This is a genomic window from Prauserella marina (assembly GCF_002240355.1).
In the GTDB taxonomy this organism is placed as follows: domain Bacteria; phylum Actinomycetota; class Actinomycetes; order Mycobacteriales; family Pseudonocardiaceae; genus Prauserella_A; species Prauserella_A marina.
Map to the genome: position 1 here is coordinate 3,916,798 of NZ_CP016353.1, position 16,509 is coordinate 3,933,306.

15 protein-coding genes and 3 pseudogenes are annotated in these 16,509 nt (G+C 64.4%); 10 read left to right on the top strand and 8 right to left on the bottom strand.

Annotation, left to right across the window (positions count from 1 at the left end; all coding sequences use genetic code 11):
* Positions 1–87: 87 nt before the first annotated feature.
* The 4 genes and pseudogenes from BAY61_RS18395 to BAY61_RS33605 form a co-directional block, all read left to right on the top strand.
* Entirely contained in the window at positions 88–639 is a 552-nt protein-coding gene (locus tag BAY61_RS18395; protein ID WP_091808855.1) for a DUF5994 family protein, read from the top strand.
* Between the two features lie 65 nt (positions 640–704).
* Positions 705–1,310, top strand: a complete 606-nt coding sequence (locus BAY61_RS18400) for a GNAT family N-acetyltransferase (RefSeq protein WP_091809030.1) — start codon at positions 705–707, stop codon at positions 1,308–1,310.
* Positions 1,311–2,133: 823 nt separating this feature from the next.
* Positions 2,134–2,292, top strand: a complete 159-nt coding sequence (locus tag BAY61_RS33375) for a DUF6307 family protein (RefSeq protein WP_091808857.1) — start codon at positions 2,134–2,136, stop codon at positions 2,290–2,292.
* Positions 2,293–2,351: 59 nt separating this feature from the next.
* Positions 2,352–2,800, top strand: a pseudogene (locus BAY61_RS33605) (transposase); the annotation flags it as partial.
* Between the two features lies 1 nt (position 2,801).
* Here the strand turns inward: BAY61_RS33605 and BAY61_RS34025 are convergent.
* The 4 genes and pseudogenes from BAY61_RS34025 to BAY61_RS18430 all read right to left on the bottom strand — a co-directional run.
* A pseudogene (locus BAY61_RS34025) lies at positions 2,802–2,995 on the bottom strand (hypothetical protein); the annotation flags it as partial.
* Between the two features lie 834 nt (positions 2,996–3,829).
* Positions 3,830–4,105 carry a hypothetical protein gene (locus BAY61_RS18420; protein WP_091808861.1) on the bottom strand — a complete coding sequence of 92 codons (276 nt, stop codon included), beginning with the start codon at positions 4,103–4,105 and terminating at the stop codon, positions 3,830–3,832.
* Between the two features lie 132 nt (positions 4,106–4,237).
* On the bottom strand, positions 4,238–4,963 hold the full coding sequence (locus BAY61_RS18425) for a GAF and ANTAR domain-containing protein (protein WP_245865209.1): 726 nt from the start codon (positions 4,961–4,963) through the stop codon (positions 4,238–4,240).
* Between the two features lie 137 nt (positions 4,964–5,100).
* A complete protein-coding gene (locus tag BAY61_RS18430; RefSeq protein ID WP_091808865.1) occupies positions 5,101–5,856 on the bottom strand; it encodes a GAF and ANTAR domain-containing protein in 756 nt (251 codons plus the stop codon).
* Between the two features lie 223 nt (positions 5,857–6,079).
* On the opposite strand from BAY61_RS18430, the gene BAY61_RS18435 reads away from it, so the two are divergent.
* Complete coding sequence (locus BAY61_RS18435; RefSeq protein WP_091808866.1) at positions 6,080–6,487, top strand: DUF6292 family protein; 408 nt, start codon at positions 6,080–6,082, stop codon at positions 6,485–6,487.
* Here the strand turns inward: BAY61_RS18435 and BAY61_RS18440 are convergent.
* On the bottom strand, positions 6,484–7,467 hold the full coding sequence (locus tag BAY61_RS18440; protein WP_091809031.1) for an IS481 family transposase: 984 nt from the start codon (positions 7,465–7,467) through the stop codon (positions 6,484–6,486). The genes BAY61_RS18435 and BAY61_RS18440 overlap by 4 nt on opposite strands.
* A gap of 277 nt (positions 7,468–7,744) precedes the next feature.
* On the opposite strand from BAY61_RS18440, the gene BAY61_RS18445 reads away from it, so the two are divergent.
* From BAY61_RS18445 to BAY61_RS18465, 5 genes and pseudogenes are all read left to right on the top strand, one after another.
* Entirely contained in the window at positions 7,745–8,212 is a 468-nt protein-coding gene (locus BAY61_RS18445; RefSeq protein ID WP_091808868.1) for a DUF5994 family protein, read from the top strand.
* Between the two features lie 173 nt (positions 8,213–8,385).
* On the top strand, positions 8,386–9,435 hold the full coding sequence (locus tag BAY61_RS18450; protein WP_091808870.1) for a fatty acid desaturase family protein: 1,050 nt from the start codon (positions 8,386–8,388) through the stop codon (positions 9,433–9,435).
* Between the two features lie 128 nt (positions 9,436–9,563).
* Positions 9,564–10,722: pseudogene (locus tag BAY61_RS18455) on the top strand (IS3 family transposase).
* A 53-nt stretch (positions 10,723–10,775) separates the two neighbouring features.
* Entirely contained in the window at positions 10,776–11,126 is a 351-nt protein-coding gene (locus BAY61_RS32990) for a hypothetical protein (protein ID WP_143021431.1), read from the top strand.
* 30 nt (positions 11,127–11,156) lie between these two features.
* Positions 11,157–11,933, top strand: a complete 777-nt coding sequence (locus tag BAY61_RS18465) for a site-specific integrase (protein ID WP_091808872.1) — start codon at positions 11,157–11,159, stop codon at positions 11,931–11,933.
* Between the two features lie 422 nt (positions 11,934–12,355).
* Here the strand turns inward: BAY61_RS18465 and BAY61_RS18470 are convergent, their stop codons facing one another.
* Genes BAY61_RS18470 through BAY61_RS18475 form a run of 3 tightly spaced genes read right to left on the bottom strand, consistent with a single transcriptional unit; the run spans position 12,356 to position 16,301 of the window.
* Positions 12,356–14,206: a recombinase family protein gene (locus tag BAY61_RS18470; RefSeq protein WP_091808874.1), complete on the bottom strand. Its 1,851-nt coding sequence runs from the start codon at positions 14,204–14,206 to the stop codon at positions 12,356–12,358.
* Positions 14,203–14,361 (bottom strand): hypothetical protein, encoded by a 159-nt coding sequence (locus BAY61_RS32995; protein WP_170140277.1) that lies wholly within the window; start codon positions 14,359–14,361, stop codon positions 14,203–14,205. The genes BAY61_RS18470 and BAY61_RS32995 overlap by 4 nt, the downstream gene beginning before the upstream one ends.
* Positions 14,358–16,301, bottom strand: a complete 1,944-nt coding sequence (locus BAY61_RS18475) for an FtsK/SpoIIIE domain-containing protein (protein WP_245866233.1) — start codon at positions 16,299–16,301, stop codon at positions 14,358–14,360. Before BAY61_RS18475 ends, BAY61_RS32995 begins: the two co-directional genes overlap by 4 nt.
* Positions 16,302–16,509: the final 208 nt, after the last annotated feature.

Sequence of the window (16,509 nt, forward strand, 5' to 3'; positions counted from 1 at the left end):
CATCTCGTACGCGAGTGGCCAAGCCCGCGTCGTCCTCGACGAAAGCCCAGGTCGGCCGTATTTGCGGCCAGGGACGGGAGCATCGACATGACGTCGAGCCCGCACACACTGATCGCCACCCCATCGACCTCGACGGTCATCGAGCCGCCTCGGCACACACTGCGCTTGCGCTTGAAGCCGAAGGCGCCCACCACGGGGTATGTCGACGGTGCGTGGTGGCCCCGATCCCGGGATCTGGCCGCCGAATTGCCGGCGCTGCTTGCGGTGCTGGCAATTCGGCCGGGCCGGATCGAGCGGGTCACCTACAACTTGACCATGTGGGAGCCAGCCGCGCGCCGTCTGACGATCGAGGGCCGCACGGTCCGGTTGGAGGGGTTCCGTTCGCAACACCCTGACACCGTGACAGTGACCGGGCAGGGCCGGCAACGCCTGACCCTGCTCGTGGTCGCGCCTGAAACCACGCCAGCGTCTGCGCATGACACCCTGATGACAGCATCGCAGCGAGACAACGTTGACAGTACCGACACGCTTCTTGCGCTAAGCCGTGTCACACCGGTCGCCACGCTCAAGAACACGGGGACGGAGCTTATGGAGGCAGCGACACAGCGCTGGGAAGTCGACGGTGGCCGCGTCCGATGAACACCTCGAGCAGCCTTCGGCGGCCTCGCATCGGGTCGGCCAGCACAATCGGAAACGACCTTGACATGACGGCAAGCGATTCGACCACGCCGCCGTCGCGTCCTCCATTGGTCACCGCGCGGTTGATGCTGCGGGGCTGGCAGGTCGACGACGCGCCCGCGGCACTGGCCGTCTACGGGCACGAGGCGGTGACACGCTGGCTCAGCCCGGCCATGGACCGAGTGCCCGATCTGGCGGCCATGCGCCTGTTGCTGCAGCAGTGGATCGCCGAAACCGCCCGGACGGCTTTACCAGCCGGGCGCTGGGCGATTCAGCGGCGCAGCGACGGTCACGTCATCGGCGGGGCGGCTCTGCTGTCCCTCCCGCCGGGCAATGAGGATCTCGAGATCGGTTGGCAGCTCTACCCCGACACCTGGGGCCACGGATACGCCAGCGAAGCCACCTACGTGCTAGCTGAGTGGGCCTTCCGGCACGACGTTGATGAAATCTTCGCTGTCGTCCTACCGGGGAACACCCGAGCCGCCGCCACCGTCCGCCGCAACGGCATGCACTGGGTCGGCGAAACCAGCAAGTACTTCGGGCTGACGCTGCAAGTCTTCCGGCTCCGCTCGGCCGACCTCGATCAGGCTGCCCCCAACGCCCAGCTCCCACCCACCTTCGGTGCGAACTGACCGGAAGGCACTTGTGGACAAGTTCACCATAGGAGGCCCGGCGCAGTTTAGGTAAAGAGAACGAATTCCGGACACCAATACGTCCGCCGTATTTCCCGCTGATCGACGCCGACCTTCGGGATGCTATGGTGCGCATTTTTGGCGTCCCTGACGCACGTTGCGGGGCTGGCTGCGTTGTGTCCAGGACAGCGAACTCACCCAGATCGCCCTCGACAGAAGGCTCACGCCGAATGCCTTCGGTGCGGACATGGATATCTTCCTTGGCCGTGCTACGTGGCTACCGCCCCACCACATCGTGAAGCTGAGCGATGCGGCCGGATCTGTCACCGCTGGCCGAACGAGCACCTGCGACCTGCTCGGCGTCCCCTCCCTCCCCAGCGCGAGCCGGGGAGGGAGGGGAGACTGGACATGATGCAAGAGCGCCGGATTCCTTTGCTCCGGCGAGCCGAAGACACCGTTGGGAGCGCGTATACTTGAGGTAGCTGGACAGATGACATCCCATAGATACCAGCAACACCGGCAAAAAAATTCGGGTCCATAATGTCTCGCCGTCGTCACTCCACCTGATCCGAGCGCGAGACGGCGTCCCCATCCGCCTCCTGCAGAGGCACCGCTCCGCTGGCAGAGCACGAACGTCACGGCCCGGCGTTCCTGATCGGCGCGGTCGACGCGACGCGTCTCACCCAGATGCTGGGCACCGCGCGGATCACACGGTTACGTCATATCAACCGACAGCGTCCTTTCTGACGCCACTGTGGTCCACATCGGACCTGAATTTCTGATGTGCTTGTTCCTCGGGCACACCACGGGACAAGGAAGAGCAATGACCTCGCATACCGTTTTCGTCTCCCTCTACGACAAACGCGTCAAGCTCGTACAGGACGTCTTGAACGAGCATACGAACCATTCGGACGAAGAATGCCGTGTGCTCGCGGTACGGGTGTTGCACACTCTGGACACGATCCCTGAGAGAATACGCTGAGCCTAACTCGCCATCGAGATTCGCGGCGGACCGTCCCGTCATCCTGACCAAACTCGGGGAACCTGCTGTATCGCTACATCACTCAAGGACGAGTCGAATCCGACCGGCCAGCGATCTCGCCCAAGCGGCTTGCCCGCTACCTGCTCACCCACCCCGACGAGCTGCGCGACCATCAGAGGGAGCGAATCGACGCCGCCACGAGCGCCTGCCCCGAGAAGACCGGGCTTGCCGCGCTCGTCGGTGACTTCGCCGTCCTGCTCACCCCGACCACCGGCAACGATGACCGTCTCAGCGCCCCCTGGATCGAGCAGGCCCGGGCCGAGGACCTGCCCACCTCCACGCGTTCACCCGTGGACTCGAACTCGACTGCGCCGCCGTGAGCGCTGCTCTCACCCAGCCGTTCCACAATGGACAGAGAGAAGGAGTGAACACCAAAACGAAGCTGATCAAGCGAGATGACGGCCGCGCAGGCTTCGCCATCCTCCGTCACCGCATACTCCTCGGATGAACTACCGAGCGTCACCACCGAAAGAGCCAGAGCCGTTCGACTGACACACCCTGGCGCTGGCGATGATGCGACCTTCGAAGGTGGTCGCGAACGCGTTCACAGGTGCCTTCCATCGTTGAGTCCACTTTGCTCGGCCTTTCTTGTGGGGTCGAGCGTGCGGGTCACCGAATTGAGGCATTTCAGCGCGGCCTGTTGGTTTGACGCCGGGGGCCGGATTACGTCGTTGGCCTCGACGGACCCACATCGCCGACGTGCGGGACGACGCCCGGTTCGGGAGCGGTCAGCCCATTATGCCTGTTCTTGCCGTCGTGGACCATTGGACGAATCCTCACCGGCAAGGCTTCCGACGAAACTGGTTGGCTCCCGCACGCACCGAACCGGGTCGTTCGACCCCGTTGAGGCCGGACACCGGTCGTCGACATCTGCGGACTTGGGCGGCGCTGACGGCTGGCAAGTGGGTGACAGAATTCGCCAGTCGGGGAAACGAGCCGATGTGGAGTAGGTTGGTTGTTGGCAGACCGTTTCGGTGGTTGCTGGATAGGAGGTCCGTCCAGTGATCTCGTCCTACGGAATTGGGAAGCCCGCCGGGTTCATCGGACTTGCCGTTGGTGATGTCCTTGGCCCGTGCGCCGCCGCTGGTTTTCACGTTGAGATCCTGTCCCGCACCACCAGGATCAGCCTGGACCTGCGCCACCAACCCGAACGGATTCGTTTGGTGGTCACCGACGGCCTCATCGAACAGGCATGGTGGGGCTGACCGAAGACTTTCCGCACCGAGCGTCGGGCGAATTCGGGCTCGGTCGCCGGTTGGGTGAGTAGGATGACGTGGCGCCTGGTGACGAGTTCGGTCGACTTTGGAATCTCCGGCGCGTGCGCTTTCGATCGCGTCGCGACAACGGCGTGGGTGGCCAGGTCGATCACGACGTGCGTCCGGGACGGGCGGTTACACCGCTTTCGCCAACGCCACCGACGACGACTGCCCGGCTCGCGTGGTGGGGTTCATGCGGTGAGTTGTCGTAGCGTTGTGAGTCACGGCGGGCCGCTGTTTCGTATGCGTGCGTAGAACTCGCAGTGAATGTATTTGACGGTCTCGTCGATATGGGCGGCAGCGTTGTCGATGTGTGCACGGACGCGTTGCTGGTCACTCATCCGGTGAGCGCGGCGTAGGTGGAGACCCGCGGCGTAGAGGGCGTCGACCAGTTCTTCGGCGCCAGTGTGCGGGGGTGGACGTGTGTTGGTCACGGCGGCTCCCGTCAGCGTGTCCTGCTGGATCGGAATTGCCACCGGGGCACGAGCGACGATCACGACGTCGATTGTGGAATCGATCGTTGAAAAAATACGGGCGAATTCGTGTTCGCAGCGTGCTGATATCGGATGTGGCGGCTTCGCGGCGTGGGGGCGTTTTTCGCCTGTCTCACGATGCCGGGTCGAGGACGGTCAGGGCGCGGAGCGCGGTTGGTGACGATCGCGGGCCTTGTGGGCGTCGACGATGGCACCGGGTTCCAGGTGTCCGCGCACGATGTCGTTCGCGACGTCGTGCAGGTGCAGGTTGCGGTCGCGGCTGTAGGTGCGCAGGTACTGGAAGACATGGTCCATCGGAAGGCCCGCGGCGTGGGAGAGCACGCCTTTGGCCTGTTCGATGATTACCCGGCTGTTCAGTGCCCGTTGAAGCTGCTCGGCGAGGACTTCGCCGCGGCGGATCGCGCGCTCTTGCAGGATGCCGATGGTGGCGGTGTCGGCCAGTGCACGCGCGACCTTGAGATTGCGTGGGCCCAGCTTGGTGTCACGGCCGAACAGGTTCAGCGCACCGATGATCTGGCCACGGAGTCGCAGCGGCACGGCCTGCACCGTGTGAAATCCTTCCGCGAGCGCTTCCGGCGTGAACTCCGGCCAACGTGTGGTCGCCGTGGTGAGATCGTCGATCTGAACGAGTTCGCCGGTGAGATAGGCCTCCAGGGACGGGCCCTGCTCGGTCTGGGTTTCCAGCAGGCCGGCACGCTCCGGGGAGGAGGCCATCAAGCGCAGGCCGCCGCGTTGATCGGACAGCGACAACACTGCCGCGGATGCCCCGAGGAGCGACACGCAGTAGTCGGCGAGTCGGTGGAGCACTTCGACCACGTCGTAGTCGTCGACGAGCGTGTCGGCCATGTCGACGAACGCCAACAGCAGCTCTCGTTCCCGGGCCGCACCACCGGATTCCGATTGCCCACTCATAGCAGCTTCGTTTCTTCCGCCCACGATAATGGCATCGCCCCGGCCAGGACCAGCCACAAGCCACACCGACCAGTCCGATATCGCGCTCATCTGTCGATCACCCGTGGATGCAGTCGTTTCGCCACCAGATCCCCCGCGACCTCGTCCAGCAACCGGTCCGTCACGAACGCGTAGCCACGTAGCCGGGCCAGCGCCTGCTCGGCGGGAATCCCGAACTCGGCGATCACGATGCCGGTGGCCTGATGCACCACGGCCCGGTCGCCAGGCAGCGTGGTCAACCACATTTCGTCGATCTCACCGTCCGCGCCGGTGTTTGAGGCGGTCAGCAGCGCGCTGGTGGCGATGTCGGCGATCTTCAGCGCTGTGGACAGTTCGGCGTCCAGGAGCCATCCGGGGGTCCGTCGGTACATATCGATGGCGCCCACCCGCGCGGTGCCCCTCCTCAGCGGGATCGCGAAGATCGCGCCGACGTCGGCCGGGTTCATCTGTGCGGCGAACACCGGCCATGCGACAGCGGCATCCTGCGCCAGGTCGGGAACGAGTACCGGTTCGCCGGTGTCGAACGCCTCGAAACACGGTCCTTCCCCCAGGCTGAACTGCACGGTCTCCAGATGCGCCGCCACCGCGTCACTGGCGTAGAGGCTCTGCCGATGCCCACTGCTGGCGATGATCGAGATGGCCGCACCGTCCACCGGCAGCAACGCCACACACGCTCGGCACACCCGCACGATGGGCGGCAACCCGTCGTCGTTGTCGCGCAACGCAGCCAGCACCGCCGACACCAAACGTAGCGACTCGGCGACGTCGTCGCCTGCGGTCACCTGCGCCACCGCCTTCCTCATCGCCGAGGCAACGCTCCTCGTCGGCGGCGGGAGCGCGCCCCGAAGCCAAGACACAGCATCACAGCCATCTCCCGAGACCAAGGCTAAACCCACCGGTCGTGCCGGGGGCGGGCTGCGCCGATTTGTTCGCGAGCGCGCCGTTGTGGCCTCCTTGGCGCGCGGGAGAGGCCATGGAACGGCCCGTCATCGCGACGTTCCGTGGTTGTCCACCTATGCTGGGCGTATGAGTGATGACACCACGACGGCGTCGCTACGTCGTGGTCTTGAGGGTTATCTCCGTGCGGTGGCCGGGGAGCTCGCGGTGCCCGCCGAGGCGACCTCGTTCGAGATCAGCGACACGGTGTCGGCCTACCTCGGCCTGACCCGCCGGTGGGATCAACGGCCGCGGCACGACTTGATGCTGCTGTGGGACGAACAGCACGGCTGGGCACTCGCGGTCGAGACCGAACCAGGCGAGCCGACCACGGTCGTCGGCTATCTGGCCAGCGAACAGGTCGCTCCGGCCCCAACGGTCGTCGCGCGCTTCGTCACCGACGCACTCACCGGCTACGGAACAATGGCCCCGAGACCGGATTTCCCCATCACGCTCGCCCGCAACCAACTCGCGGGCCAACTAGCACGCTACGCCTAGGTGTATTGGCTTGGAGCGTTGTTGACTCGGCTGATGGGTGGGTGGCCGTTGAGTGCGGTGTGGGTGCGGTGGTGGTTGTAGGTGTGGAGGAAGTGTGCCAGGGCGTGGGTGCGTTCGGTGTTGGTGGTGTAGGGGCGTGCGTAGGCCCATTCGTCGAGGAGGGTGCGGTTGAAGCGTTCGACTTTGCCGTTGGTTTGGGGTCGGTAGGGGCGGGTGCGTTGGTGGGTGATGCCGGTGTTGTGCAGGGTGTCGCGCCAGAGGTGGGATGTGTAGCAGGCGCCGTTGTCGGTCAGGACGCGTTCGACGGTGATGCCGTGGGTGGTGAAGAACTGGTGGGCGCGGTGCCAGAACGCGACGGCGGTTTCTTTCTTCTCGTTGGGCAGGATTTCGCTGTAGGCCAGGCGGGAGTGGTCATCGACTGCGGAGTGGACGAAGCTGTAGCCGATCACGGGTCGACTGTTCTGGCGTCGATCGGTGGTGGCGATCTTGTTGTCCGCGGCGCTGCGGCGGTCCATGACCCGGTGGCCGCCGCCGTCGGGGATATTGCCGAGCTTTTTGATGTCGACGTGGACGAGTTCGCCGGGGCGGGATCGTTCGTAGCGGCGGATCGGTTCGCCGGTCGGCCGGTCTAGCCAGGCCAGCCGGTTGAGGTGATGGCGGGTCAGGATCCGGTGCACTGTCGAGGGCGGCAGGCCGAGGATGGGGCCAATGCGGGCCGGTCCCAGCTTCCGGGCCTGCCTGAGCCGGCACACCTGAAGCTCACGTTCGGGGTCGGTGCGGTGCGGGGTGCTCAGCGGACGACTGGAACGGTCATGCAGGCCTGGGTCACCTTCGGTGCGCCAACGACGCAACCACTTGTGCGCGGTCGCCCGCGAGATACCCATCTCGGCGGCGACATGAGCGATCGGACGACCAGCCACAACACGACAGACAAGAAGTCGTCTGCCATGAACGGTCAGCCGGGCATTACGGTGGAACACGAAGGCCTCCGTGCGGTGTGGACTCGACACCTACACCACACACGGAGGCCTTCCCCATAATCAAGACCCAACCGTCAACAACGCTCATGATCACTACACCTAGGAGCCCGACGGCGGCGGCCTCGCGGTGCGCGAGGGTGTGATGCGGCCCCGTGTCAGGCCGCGCGGGCGTAGTGTGAGCGGTGTCGGGAGCATCTCGTACGCGAGTGTCCATGCCTGCGTCGTCCTCGACGATAGTCAAGATCGATCGCGACCCGATCGAGACGGGAACACCGGCATGACATCGAACTCCTACATCCTGATGACCTCTTCCACACTGCCGATGTCGAACGAACCGGCAGGCCGCCCGCTGCGGCTGCGTATGAAGCGTGTCGGCGCGCCCACCGGCCGGGTCGATGGTGTGTGGTGGCCACGATCCCGGGACCTGGCCGTCGAGTTGCCGGACCTGCTGGCCGCACTCCAGATATGGCACGGCCGGATCGAGCGGGTGACCTACAACCTGACGATGTGGAAGTCGGATACGCGCCGGTTGACGGTGCCAGGCGGGGTAGTGCGGTTGGAGGGTTTCCGTTCCCAGGCCACCGACACCGTCACCATCGCGGGATCGGATCGACGGCGCCTGACCTTACTCGTGGTACCACCTGAGGCCACTCCGCTGGCCGGAGGCCACGCCATGACGACGACCACACGGCACGACAACCGCGACGGCGTGCGCACTTGGCCCAGCATCAGCAGCCGGCATTGAGGCGAATGAAACGCCTACCGGTTGCGCGGACGTGAACACTGAGCTCGATGCCGTCGTGCGGCACGGAGAACACCCACCCGGTGGCGCCGCAAAGGTGTAGAATGAATATCGACAGCGGTAACATGCTCGTGCTCCCGGCGCGCCCTCAATCGTCGTGACCGGAGGTTTCCTTTATGACGGCCGTACCCGCCGCCCGGCGGCACGGCAGCGATTTCGCCGAATTGTCCCGCAGTATCAAGCAAGCTGGGTTGCTGCACCGTCGGCGTGGCTATTACCTGGCCACGAACACGCTCACTATCGCCGCGTTCGCTGGGGTCTGGGTCATGTTCGGTTTCCTCGGAGACTCGTGGTGGCAACTGGGTACCGCGGCGTTGCTGGCGGTCGTGTGCACACAGTTGTCGTTTCTCGGTCACGACGCCGGTCATAAGCAGATCTTCCGGCGCCGCCGCGCCAACGATGCGGTGGGTTATGTACACGCGGGTCTGGTCGGGCTGAGTTACGGATGGTGGGTCGGCAAGCACAACCGCCACCATGCCAATCCCAACCACGAGGACGATGATCCGGATCTCGACATTCCGGCGCTCGCCTTCACCACGGGCCAGGGTCGCATCAAGGCGGGATTTCTACGCTGGATGGCGAAGTATCAGGCCTTCCTATTCTTTCCGTTGCTGCTACTGGAGGGGTTCAACCTGCATTGGTCCAGCATCCAGGCCGCGTGGCGGGGACAAGTGAAGCTACGCGTTCTGGAAAGCGCGATGCTGACCGCCCATACCGGTGGTTACTTGGCCGCGGTGTTCGTGGTGCTGTCACCGGTGACGGCGATCGTGTTCGTACTCCTGCACCAAGGTTTGTGGGGGGTGTACATGGGATGCTCCTTCGCACCCAATCACAAGGGCATGCCCACGACGACCAATCGTCACGAGTGGGACTTCCTGCGAAAACAAGTCCTCACCTCGCGTAACATTCGCGGTGGACGTTGGGTCGATTTCCTGCTGGGCGGGCTGAACTACCAGATCGAACACCACCTGTTCCCCAGCATGCCGCGGCCCAACCTGCGCCGGGCCCAGACCATCGTGCGCCGATTCTGTGCGACACACGAGATCGGCTACAGCCAGTGTGGACTGTTCCGCTCATACGGTCACGTTCTCCGACATCTCCACGCCGTCGGAGCACCGCTGCGTACCACGTCAGGAACCGCTCGGAGCCACACCCACACCAGGTGATCACGTTTCGAACTGGCCTTCCGCATTCCTTGTGCAGCTTTTGACGCTGATCACGAAGTTGGGGCTGCCCAGGGTTGGGTTGACATCTGATGTGTGAGGCTTCGGCCTCGCTTGGAAGGATGCCTGTCGTGCCCAAGCCTTACCCGCAGGAGTGCCGTGACGACGTGGTTGCTGTGGCCCGTCGTGGCGAGGCTCCGTTGAAGCAGGTTGCCGCCGATTTCGGAATCTCGGTCGGTTGTCTGGCCAACTGGATGCGTGCCGCCGAAGTCGAGGACGGAACCCGTGACGGTGTGACCGCGAGGAGTGGGCTGAGCTGCGGGAACTGCGTAAACGCAACTGGTTGCTGGAGCAGGAGAACGAGGTCCTGCGCAAGGCCGCCGCCTATCTCTCCCAGGGTGCTCTGCGGGGAAAATAGTCTTCCCGCTCGTCCGTGACCTGGCCGCGGCCGGCGCCCGGATCAGGGTGCCGGTGGCGGTGACGTGCAGGGTGCTGGGTATCTCCCGGCAGGCTTTCTACCAGTGGCTTCGTGCGCCGGTCTCGCAGCGCGACTGGGACGATGCGCATCTGATCGATGCTGCTTTGGAGATCCACGCTGATGATCCGGCGGACGGGTATCGGTTCATCGCCGACGAACTCGCCCAGCGTGGTTTCTCCGCGTCGGAAAACCGGGTGTGGCGGCTCTGCTCGATGCGGAAGATCTTTTCGTTGCATGCGAAGAAAAAGGGGCGGAACCCGAAGGCGGGGCCGCCGGTTCACGATGACCTCGTGGACCGCGATTTCACTGCCACCGCACCAAATGTGAAGTGGTTGACAGACATCACCGAGCATTCCACCAGCGAAGGGAAGCTGTACTTGTGTGCGGTCAAGGACTGTTACTCCAACCGTATCGTCGGGTACTCGATCAGCCCACGGATGCGGTCATCGCTGGCAGTGGCGGCGCTGCGTAACGCCATCGCCCTGCGGAACCCGCACGGCGTGATCGTGCACTCGGACAGAGGTAGTCAATTTCGCTCGAAGAGCTACCGGCGCCTCCTCCGTCACCATGGGCTGACCGGATCCATGGGCCGGGTCGGTGCCTGCGGAGACAACGCCGCCATGGAATCGTTCTTCTCCTTGCTGCAAAAGAACATTCTCGATACCCGAGCCTGGAAGACCAGGGAGGAACTGCGGCTGGCGATTGTGTCCTGGATCGAGACAAAGTATCACCGCAAACGCCGGCAACGGCGCCTCGGCAAACTCACCCCGGTCGAGTTTGAGACCATCTACACCACCGCAGCAGCGGCCTGAAACCAGTCAACCCCGGTGACAACCGAAGTCTGGGCAGCCCCAGGGACGGCCTGATGGGCAGACCGCCCTTGCCTCTGGGCACCTGGGGCAAGATCCGGATACGCAAATTGCCTTCTGGTGTGCATCGCGCCATCGCGAAGTATCGCGACTACGACGGTGTCACACGCCGTGTAGAGCGTGTCGGTGCCACGAATTCCAAGGCGCAGAATAATTTGCTGGAGGCGCTGCGTGATCGTGTCCGTGTTGTTAGGGAAAGCGAAATCACGGCGAACTCCAAAGTCGAAGTAGGAGCGGCTGTCTACTTCGCTGAGCTGAAGCGGTCCGATAAGGCAGTTCGGACCAAACAGGACTACATGGGCGCGTGGGAACGCTACCTCCGCGAACCACTGGCGCAACTGCGATAGCGGGAACTCGGGGTGCCTATCGCGAATCGCGTGCTCACGACTGTGCGGGACAAGAACGGCAGTGGTGCGGCCAAACAGGCGCGAGCGGTCCTGACCGCCATCTGCGCTTTGGGCGTTCGGCATGGCGCGCTTGATGACAACCCCGTGCGCGAAATCGAGTCGCTGGGGAAGAAGCGGCGCAGGTCGTCGCGACTGATCAACCCGAAGACAGTAAATGCCGCCTTGGACGTGTTCCACCAGTCGGAGGACGCTGCGCGCTGGGATCTTGTGGACATGCAAGACGTGAGTTCCGGGCTGGGCAGTCGAATGGGTGAACTCTTGGCGCTGGACTGGGAAACCTCGGTGGACTTTGACAAGGGAACCATCTGGTTCCACGGAACCGTGATACGGGTCACCGGGGTGGGGTTGGTAGTTCAGGACCACACCAAGAGTCCGGCGGGGATGCGCCGTGTTCGGCCGCCGGGGTGGGTTATGGACATCTTCAAGCGTCGGCATGCCGTGTCGACGTCACCGTGGTGTTTCCCATCGACTGTTGGCACACTTCGTGATCCAGATAACACACGAAAGTACATTCGTCTTGTGGTCAAGGGCACAGCGTTTGAAGGTCTACACCCTCACGACTGGCGGCACTACGTGGCCGGGGTGCTCGACGATGCGGGGCTGACCGCTCGTCAGATCGCGGATTACCTAGGCCACGAGCGAGTGAGTACCACTCAGGACGAGTACATGGAGCGTGGCGTAGTGGGAGAGCAGGCCAGCATCGCCCTAGCCAGCAGGCTACCTGCGACGGTTCAAAGGGACGGGTAAAGGGTGGAGATGATCTTGAATGCTGGCCCGCACACTCCTGGTCACTTGCGTGACCAGGAGTGTTGTGCACCCAACAGGATACGAACCCGTGCTCGCCGTTCCGAATCTGTAGCTGTCGAAGTTCGACACGGTTCTTTACGCCGTGGACTGCGCATCTCTTTCCGCCGAGCCGCCCAGTAACACGTTCTCCTTCATCCGGTCGAACTCGTAGTCAACATCGCAGTTCACGAGCCGTCCACCGTGCAGGCCCCAGCCGAGTTTGACCGGTTGTGGCTCCGGCTGCGCTCGATCCCGTGCTGATCAAGACTCCGCATTCCAGCGTCAAGAGGCCGATCCGTGTCAGAATCAACGCGGATCCAAGCCTGCACCACCGACGCCTTGACTCCGTGCGCATCCCGTGAGAGCCGCTCCCAAGCCTAAGCTCACGCAACATGCTGGCGCTTTGCCATCGAACGCACATATGGTTCGTCGCATGAACACGCATCCCGTGCAGGGATGTTGCGAACTTGTGTTCGATTCCCCCCTCGGACACCAGCACAATCCCTACGGCCTGGTCTGATGGTCGCATACATCGAATCTTCTTCGTGTAGGTACGTCATCTCCAGGTTCAGCGACTCGTAGAGCGCCCGGAGGTCTTCCGGTTCGGCTCTGTTGATCGTCCTTCCCACATCGCCGAGATAGTCGATCACGGCATGGATCTCAGCCTCGTTCAGCGCGTCGGGAGGTTGGGCGTTCTGAAGTTCCGCGCGGGCTGTTTCTCTCTGCGCTTGCGCCTCGTTGATCGACTCCACGAACGCTGCCGGGTCTGCTCCGGCGGCAATCGCATCGGTCAGCCGTCGCAGCCTCGTCTCAGCGTCGCTGAGGCGCTTCTGAAGCACCTGCCGCGCCTGCTCCTCCGGAACGGCGCCCTGCGAGGCCAACAGCGCGGCCACGGTCGCGTCGCGGTTGTCACGATGGAAGAGCCCACCGATCCACTCGTTCAGCGGTTCGAGGACAGCAGCCTCGGGCACGTAGACGTTCTTCGGGTGGTCCTTCAACAGCGGGGAGGACGGAACAAGCGTGCGCGCCGAGCAGCGATAGTAGATCCGGCTTTGCCGTGGTGTGCCTTCCATACGGCGATTGCAGTGGCCGCAGTGGACACGGCCGCGCAAGGCGTACACATGCTTCAAGGCGCGCTTCGTGCCGCGCTCCAGTTTCCGGCTCGCCGCAAGCCCTCCCGCCGCGCGTGAACGTCGACGCAAGGCCGCTTCGGTGAACGTCTCCACGGACACGATCGCCGGATGTGCGGGCTTGCGGGAGCGCACGACCCGATCGGGCGCGGAGCGCCGGAACCGCACGGCGTGACCGGCCGAGATGTCCTCGGGATCGAGAAGGACCTCTTGCTTGGTCCAGCGCCCGAAGAACGCATACCCGGTGTAACGGGGGTTGTCGAGTATCGCCCGGACCGCACTTGCCTGCCAGCCATCAGCAAGCCGGTGCCGGTTCTGCTCTCGCCGGTGCGCGGAGGGACAAGGGATGCCGAGGCGGTTCAACTCGTTGGCAATCGCCCGGTCACCACGACCGTCAAGGTAAGCGTTGAAGATCCGGCGCACCACGTCGGCCGCGTACTCGTCGAGAGTGAGCACACGAAGCCGGTAGCCCTCGGCGGCCTTGCGCGGGTTGGGATGCGGGCCGCTGTCGATGACCTGGTATCCGTAGGGCGGTCGACCACCTTGATACCGCCCCTCGTTGATGACCTGCGCGTCCATAGCGGCCCGCACCCTGGCCTGTACGTGCTGCCGTTCGGACTCGCTCATGCCGCCGAGCACGCTCATCAACATCTTGTGCGAGGGGTTACGCGGATCGAACTTGCCGCCCAACTCGGGCACCCACAAGTCGACCCCATACGCCTCGAACCTCGGCGCGATCAGCGAGAACTGATTGCCGAACCAACAGCGAGTCCCCTCCCCCACCACGACGGCGTTCCAACCTCGGTTCGGGTCCTTGAGAGCGGCCAGCAACCGGGATGCGTCCGGTCGCCGCTCCCACGGAACCGAACGTGAGTGACCGATATCGAAGAATTCTCTGACCGTGCTGCCGCCGAGCGGCTCGACAAACTTGTGAGCGTTGCCGAGCTGCCAGGCGTGCGAGGTCTGCGGGTCCTGGTTGTCCTCGGTTGAGCACCGCCCGTAGAACGCCATGGGTCCGATTCCCTCGTCGACGGGCTCGGCAACCTCAACTCCGAGCAACTCATCCAAGGCGCCCCACGGGTCCGGACTGATTTCGGCGGTCATTCGGCGCCCTTCTCTGGCAGGTCCTCGCGGATCTCGGTCTTGGTCAGCTTGACCAGTATGCCAAGCAGGATGCGACAGGTCGATGCATTCAGCGCTGGTAAATCGGCCGGAACGTGGACTTTGATCTCCCTCCCACCTCGCCCGGGACCGGTCATCGCAAGCCCCCTTCAGCATTGCCAGTAGGGCCGATATCACCGCTTCGAGGGCGTTCGACGGCGGCACGAATGTCCGCCACGACGTACCCGCGTACACGCCTCGTCCCGTCCTCGGACTCGATGTATTGGCGGGTCGGTCGGCACCCCAACGCGCCCATGTCCTTCGCGAACTGGCCTGGCTCGACGTCAAGCGCGTCGCGTAGTTCATCGGTCGGCACGAACTCCCTGCCGTCGCCGTCGAGGTCGTCGGCGAGATAGTCGGCCACGGACGCGAGCGGTTCCGGCAGTTCGTCCGTGGATCCGGAACTCGCGCTGATCACTTTCGCCGCGCTCGCGTGGTCGAGCAGCGGCGGCAGGTCGCGACCTGCTGAATGGCCCGTGAGCGTGCCTGCCGACTCACGCAACACTCGCCCACGCTCACAGATCGTGCGCCAGTCGTCGTTCGGCATGAAGTAGGTCCGCACCGTCATCGCGAGCACGTCGGCTCCGGCCTCGGTCTCGCCGTCCGGCCGGAGGATGCCGACCCCCTTGTGCGAAGCCAGCAACCGGCTGGAGTCGAACCCCCGTGTGTTCATCTGCTCGCCGAGCACGATGTTGGAATCGCGCCAGTCCATGACTCGCAGCGCGAACCGCGACCCGAGGACCGCTCGCAGGCCGGACGGGATCGTCTTGGAATCCGGCCGCTGTGTCGCCAACGCCAGGATGATCCCCGCCGCTGGCGCTTTCTTCGCGAGCCACGTGAGCAACTCTCCGATGTACTCGCCGACCGGAAGTCGCTTGCCCTGCACACTGATCGGCGTCCGATCCTCAAGCGCCACTTGGACTTCGTCGATGAACAGCGCGGTGACGGGCATGTCGAGATCGGCATCTCGCGACATACCGGGCGTCACCTTCGACTCTGGACACACGGAGTCGTCGAGGTCGCGCATTCGCCGATAACGGCGCTGGACCTCACCGACCAACTCGACCAGCCAATCCCGTAGGGCCAACACATGTTCAGCCTCATCGCCCGAAAGGAACCGGTGCGCCACGCGCGCCGCAGCGTCCCAGTCCTTGCCCGCCTTGAAATCCGCCACGTACAGCCGCGCGTGCGGGTCGAGGATCAATCCCGATGCCGCGAGTCGAGCGGCGAATGTCTTGCCCTGCCGGGGAATCGCACCGATCAGCAGTGACGTCCACACCAGCGGGAGCGCGATCTTGCGATCCCGTGCGTCGCGTCCGAACGGGACCGCTCGCCACACGTCCCATCGAGCCACGTCGAGCAGTGGAGTCCTGAGTGGCGGTTGGGCGTACGGGTCCTTGTCGGCAACCCACATCGCCACACGCCCGGCGTGGCCTCCGTTGCCCCGAACCCGCTCGACGATCAGTTGTAACTCGTCGACCGCGAGCGCCGAGGCGAGTGCGTCCCGGTTCTTCACCACGTCCGCAGCCTTACGGGTGGCCGGAAGGTCGACGGTGACCGCCCAGCCGTCACCTTGCCGCGTCGCGCGTTCGACGAGTCGCAAGGTCTCGTCCTTGCCAATGAGCTTCGCGTCCCGGAACGCGTCGACAAGCACCTGCGAGTCGATGGTCCAGGTCAGTGTCCGAGGTCCCGCGAGAGTGGGTTTCCGGCCAGGATTGCCGTCCTTCTTTCGACCCGTGATCGCCAGAGCGATCGCAGCCACCGCCCCGGCGCCCCACAGCGCCACGGCTCCGTAAACGACCGTGACCGCGATTCCCGCGAGCACGGCAGCGCCGAGCACCGAGCCGGAAATCTTCCAGCGGAACAGAGTCAGCTCACGGATGTTCTCGAACTTGTCGGCAAGCTTGCCGGATTCCTCGGCGGCCTCGCGATAGTCGACGACTTTGACCCAACCTCGCCAGGCACGGGCGGCGACGACAAGGCCACGGAGGACGGCCCACACGAAGCGCCACGGCGAGCGCAGGACGCGGACGACCATGTCCTTCGCTGCCTGCCGCGCGTGTGGCCAGGACTTCAGCGACACGGGCACGCGTGGGCTCAGGCGCCACCACGACACGAACCGCTGCCACAACGTCGGTTCAGCGGGCGTGCTTGCGGGCACCTCGTCGACCAACTCGCCGTCGTAGATCGGTCCCACCTGTTCGACGTTCGCCGAAGCCGGGGAGGCGGGCAGCCGCCCGGACTCG

Bases quoted from the DNA above. Each gene is read 5' to 3' on its own strand.
- BAY61_RS18395 (WP_091808855.1), top strand. From the start codon at position 88: ATGACGTCGAGCCCGCACACACTGATCGCCACCCCATCGACCTCGACG.
- BAY61_RS18400 (WP_091809030.1), top strand. From the start codon at position 705: ATGACGGCAAGCGATTCGACCACGCCGCCGTCGCGTCCTCCATTGGTC.
- BAY61_RS33375 (WP_091808857.1), top strand. From the start codon at position 2,134: ATGACCTCGCATACCGTTTTCGTCTCCCTCTACGACAAACGCGTCAAG.
- BAY61_RS18430 (WP_091808865.1), bottom strand. From the start codon at position 5,856: ATGAGGAAGGCGGTGGCGCAGGTGACCGCAGGCGACGACGTCGCCGAG.
- BAY61_RS18435 (WP_091808866.1), top strand. From the start codon at position 6,080: ATGAGTGATGACACCACGACGGCGTCGCTACGTCGTGGTCTTGAGGGT.
- BAY61_RS18445 (WP_091808868.1), top strand. From the start codon at position 7,745: ATGACATCGAACTCCTACATCCTGATGACCTCTTCCACACTGCCGATG.
- BAY61_RS18450 (WP_091808870.1), top strand. From the start codon at position 8,386: ATGACGGCCGTACCCGCCGCCCGGCGGCACGGCAGCGATTTCGCCGAA.
- BAY61_RS32990 (WP_143021431.1), top strand. From the start codon at position 10,776: ATGGGCAGACCGCCCTTGCCTCTGGGCACCTGGGGCAAGATCCGGATA.
- BAY61_RS18470 (WP_091808874.1), bottom strand. From the start codon at position 14,206: ATGACCGCCGAAATCAGTCCGGACCCGTGGGGCGCCTTGGATGAGTTG.
- BAY61_RS32995 (WP_170140277.1), bottom strand. From the start codon at position 14,361: ATGACCGGTCCCGGGCGAGGTGGGAGGGAGATCAAAGTCCACGTTCCG.
- BAY61_RS18475 (WP_245866233.1), bottom strand. From the start codon at position 16,301: ATGGTCGTCCGCGTCCTGCGCTCGCCGTGGCGCTTCGTGTGGGCCGTC.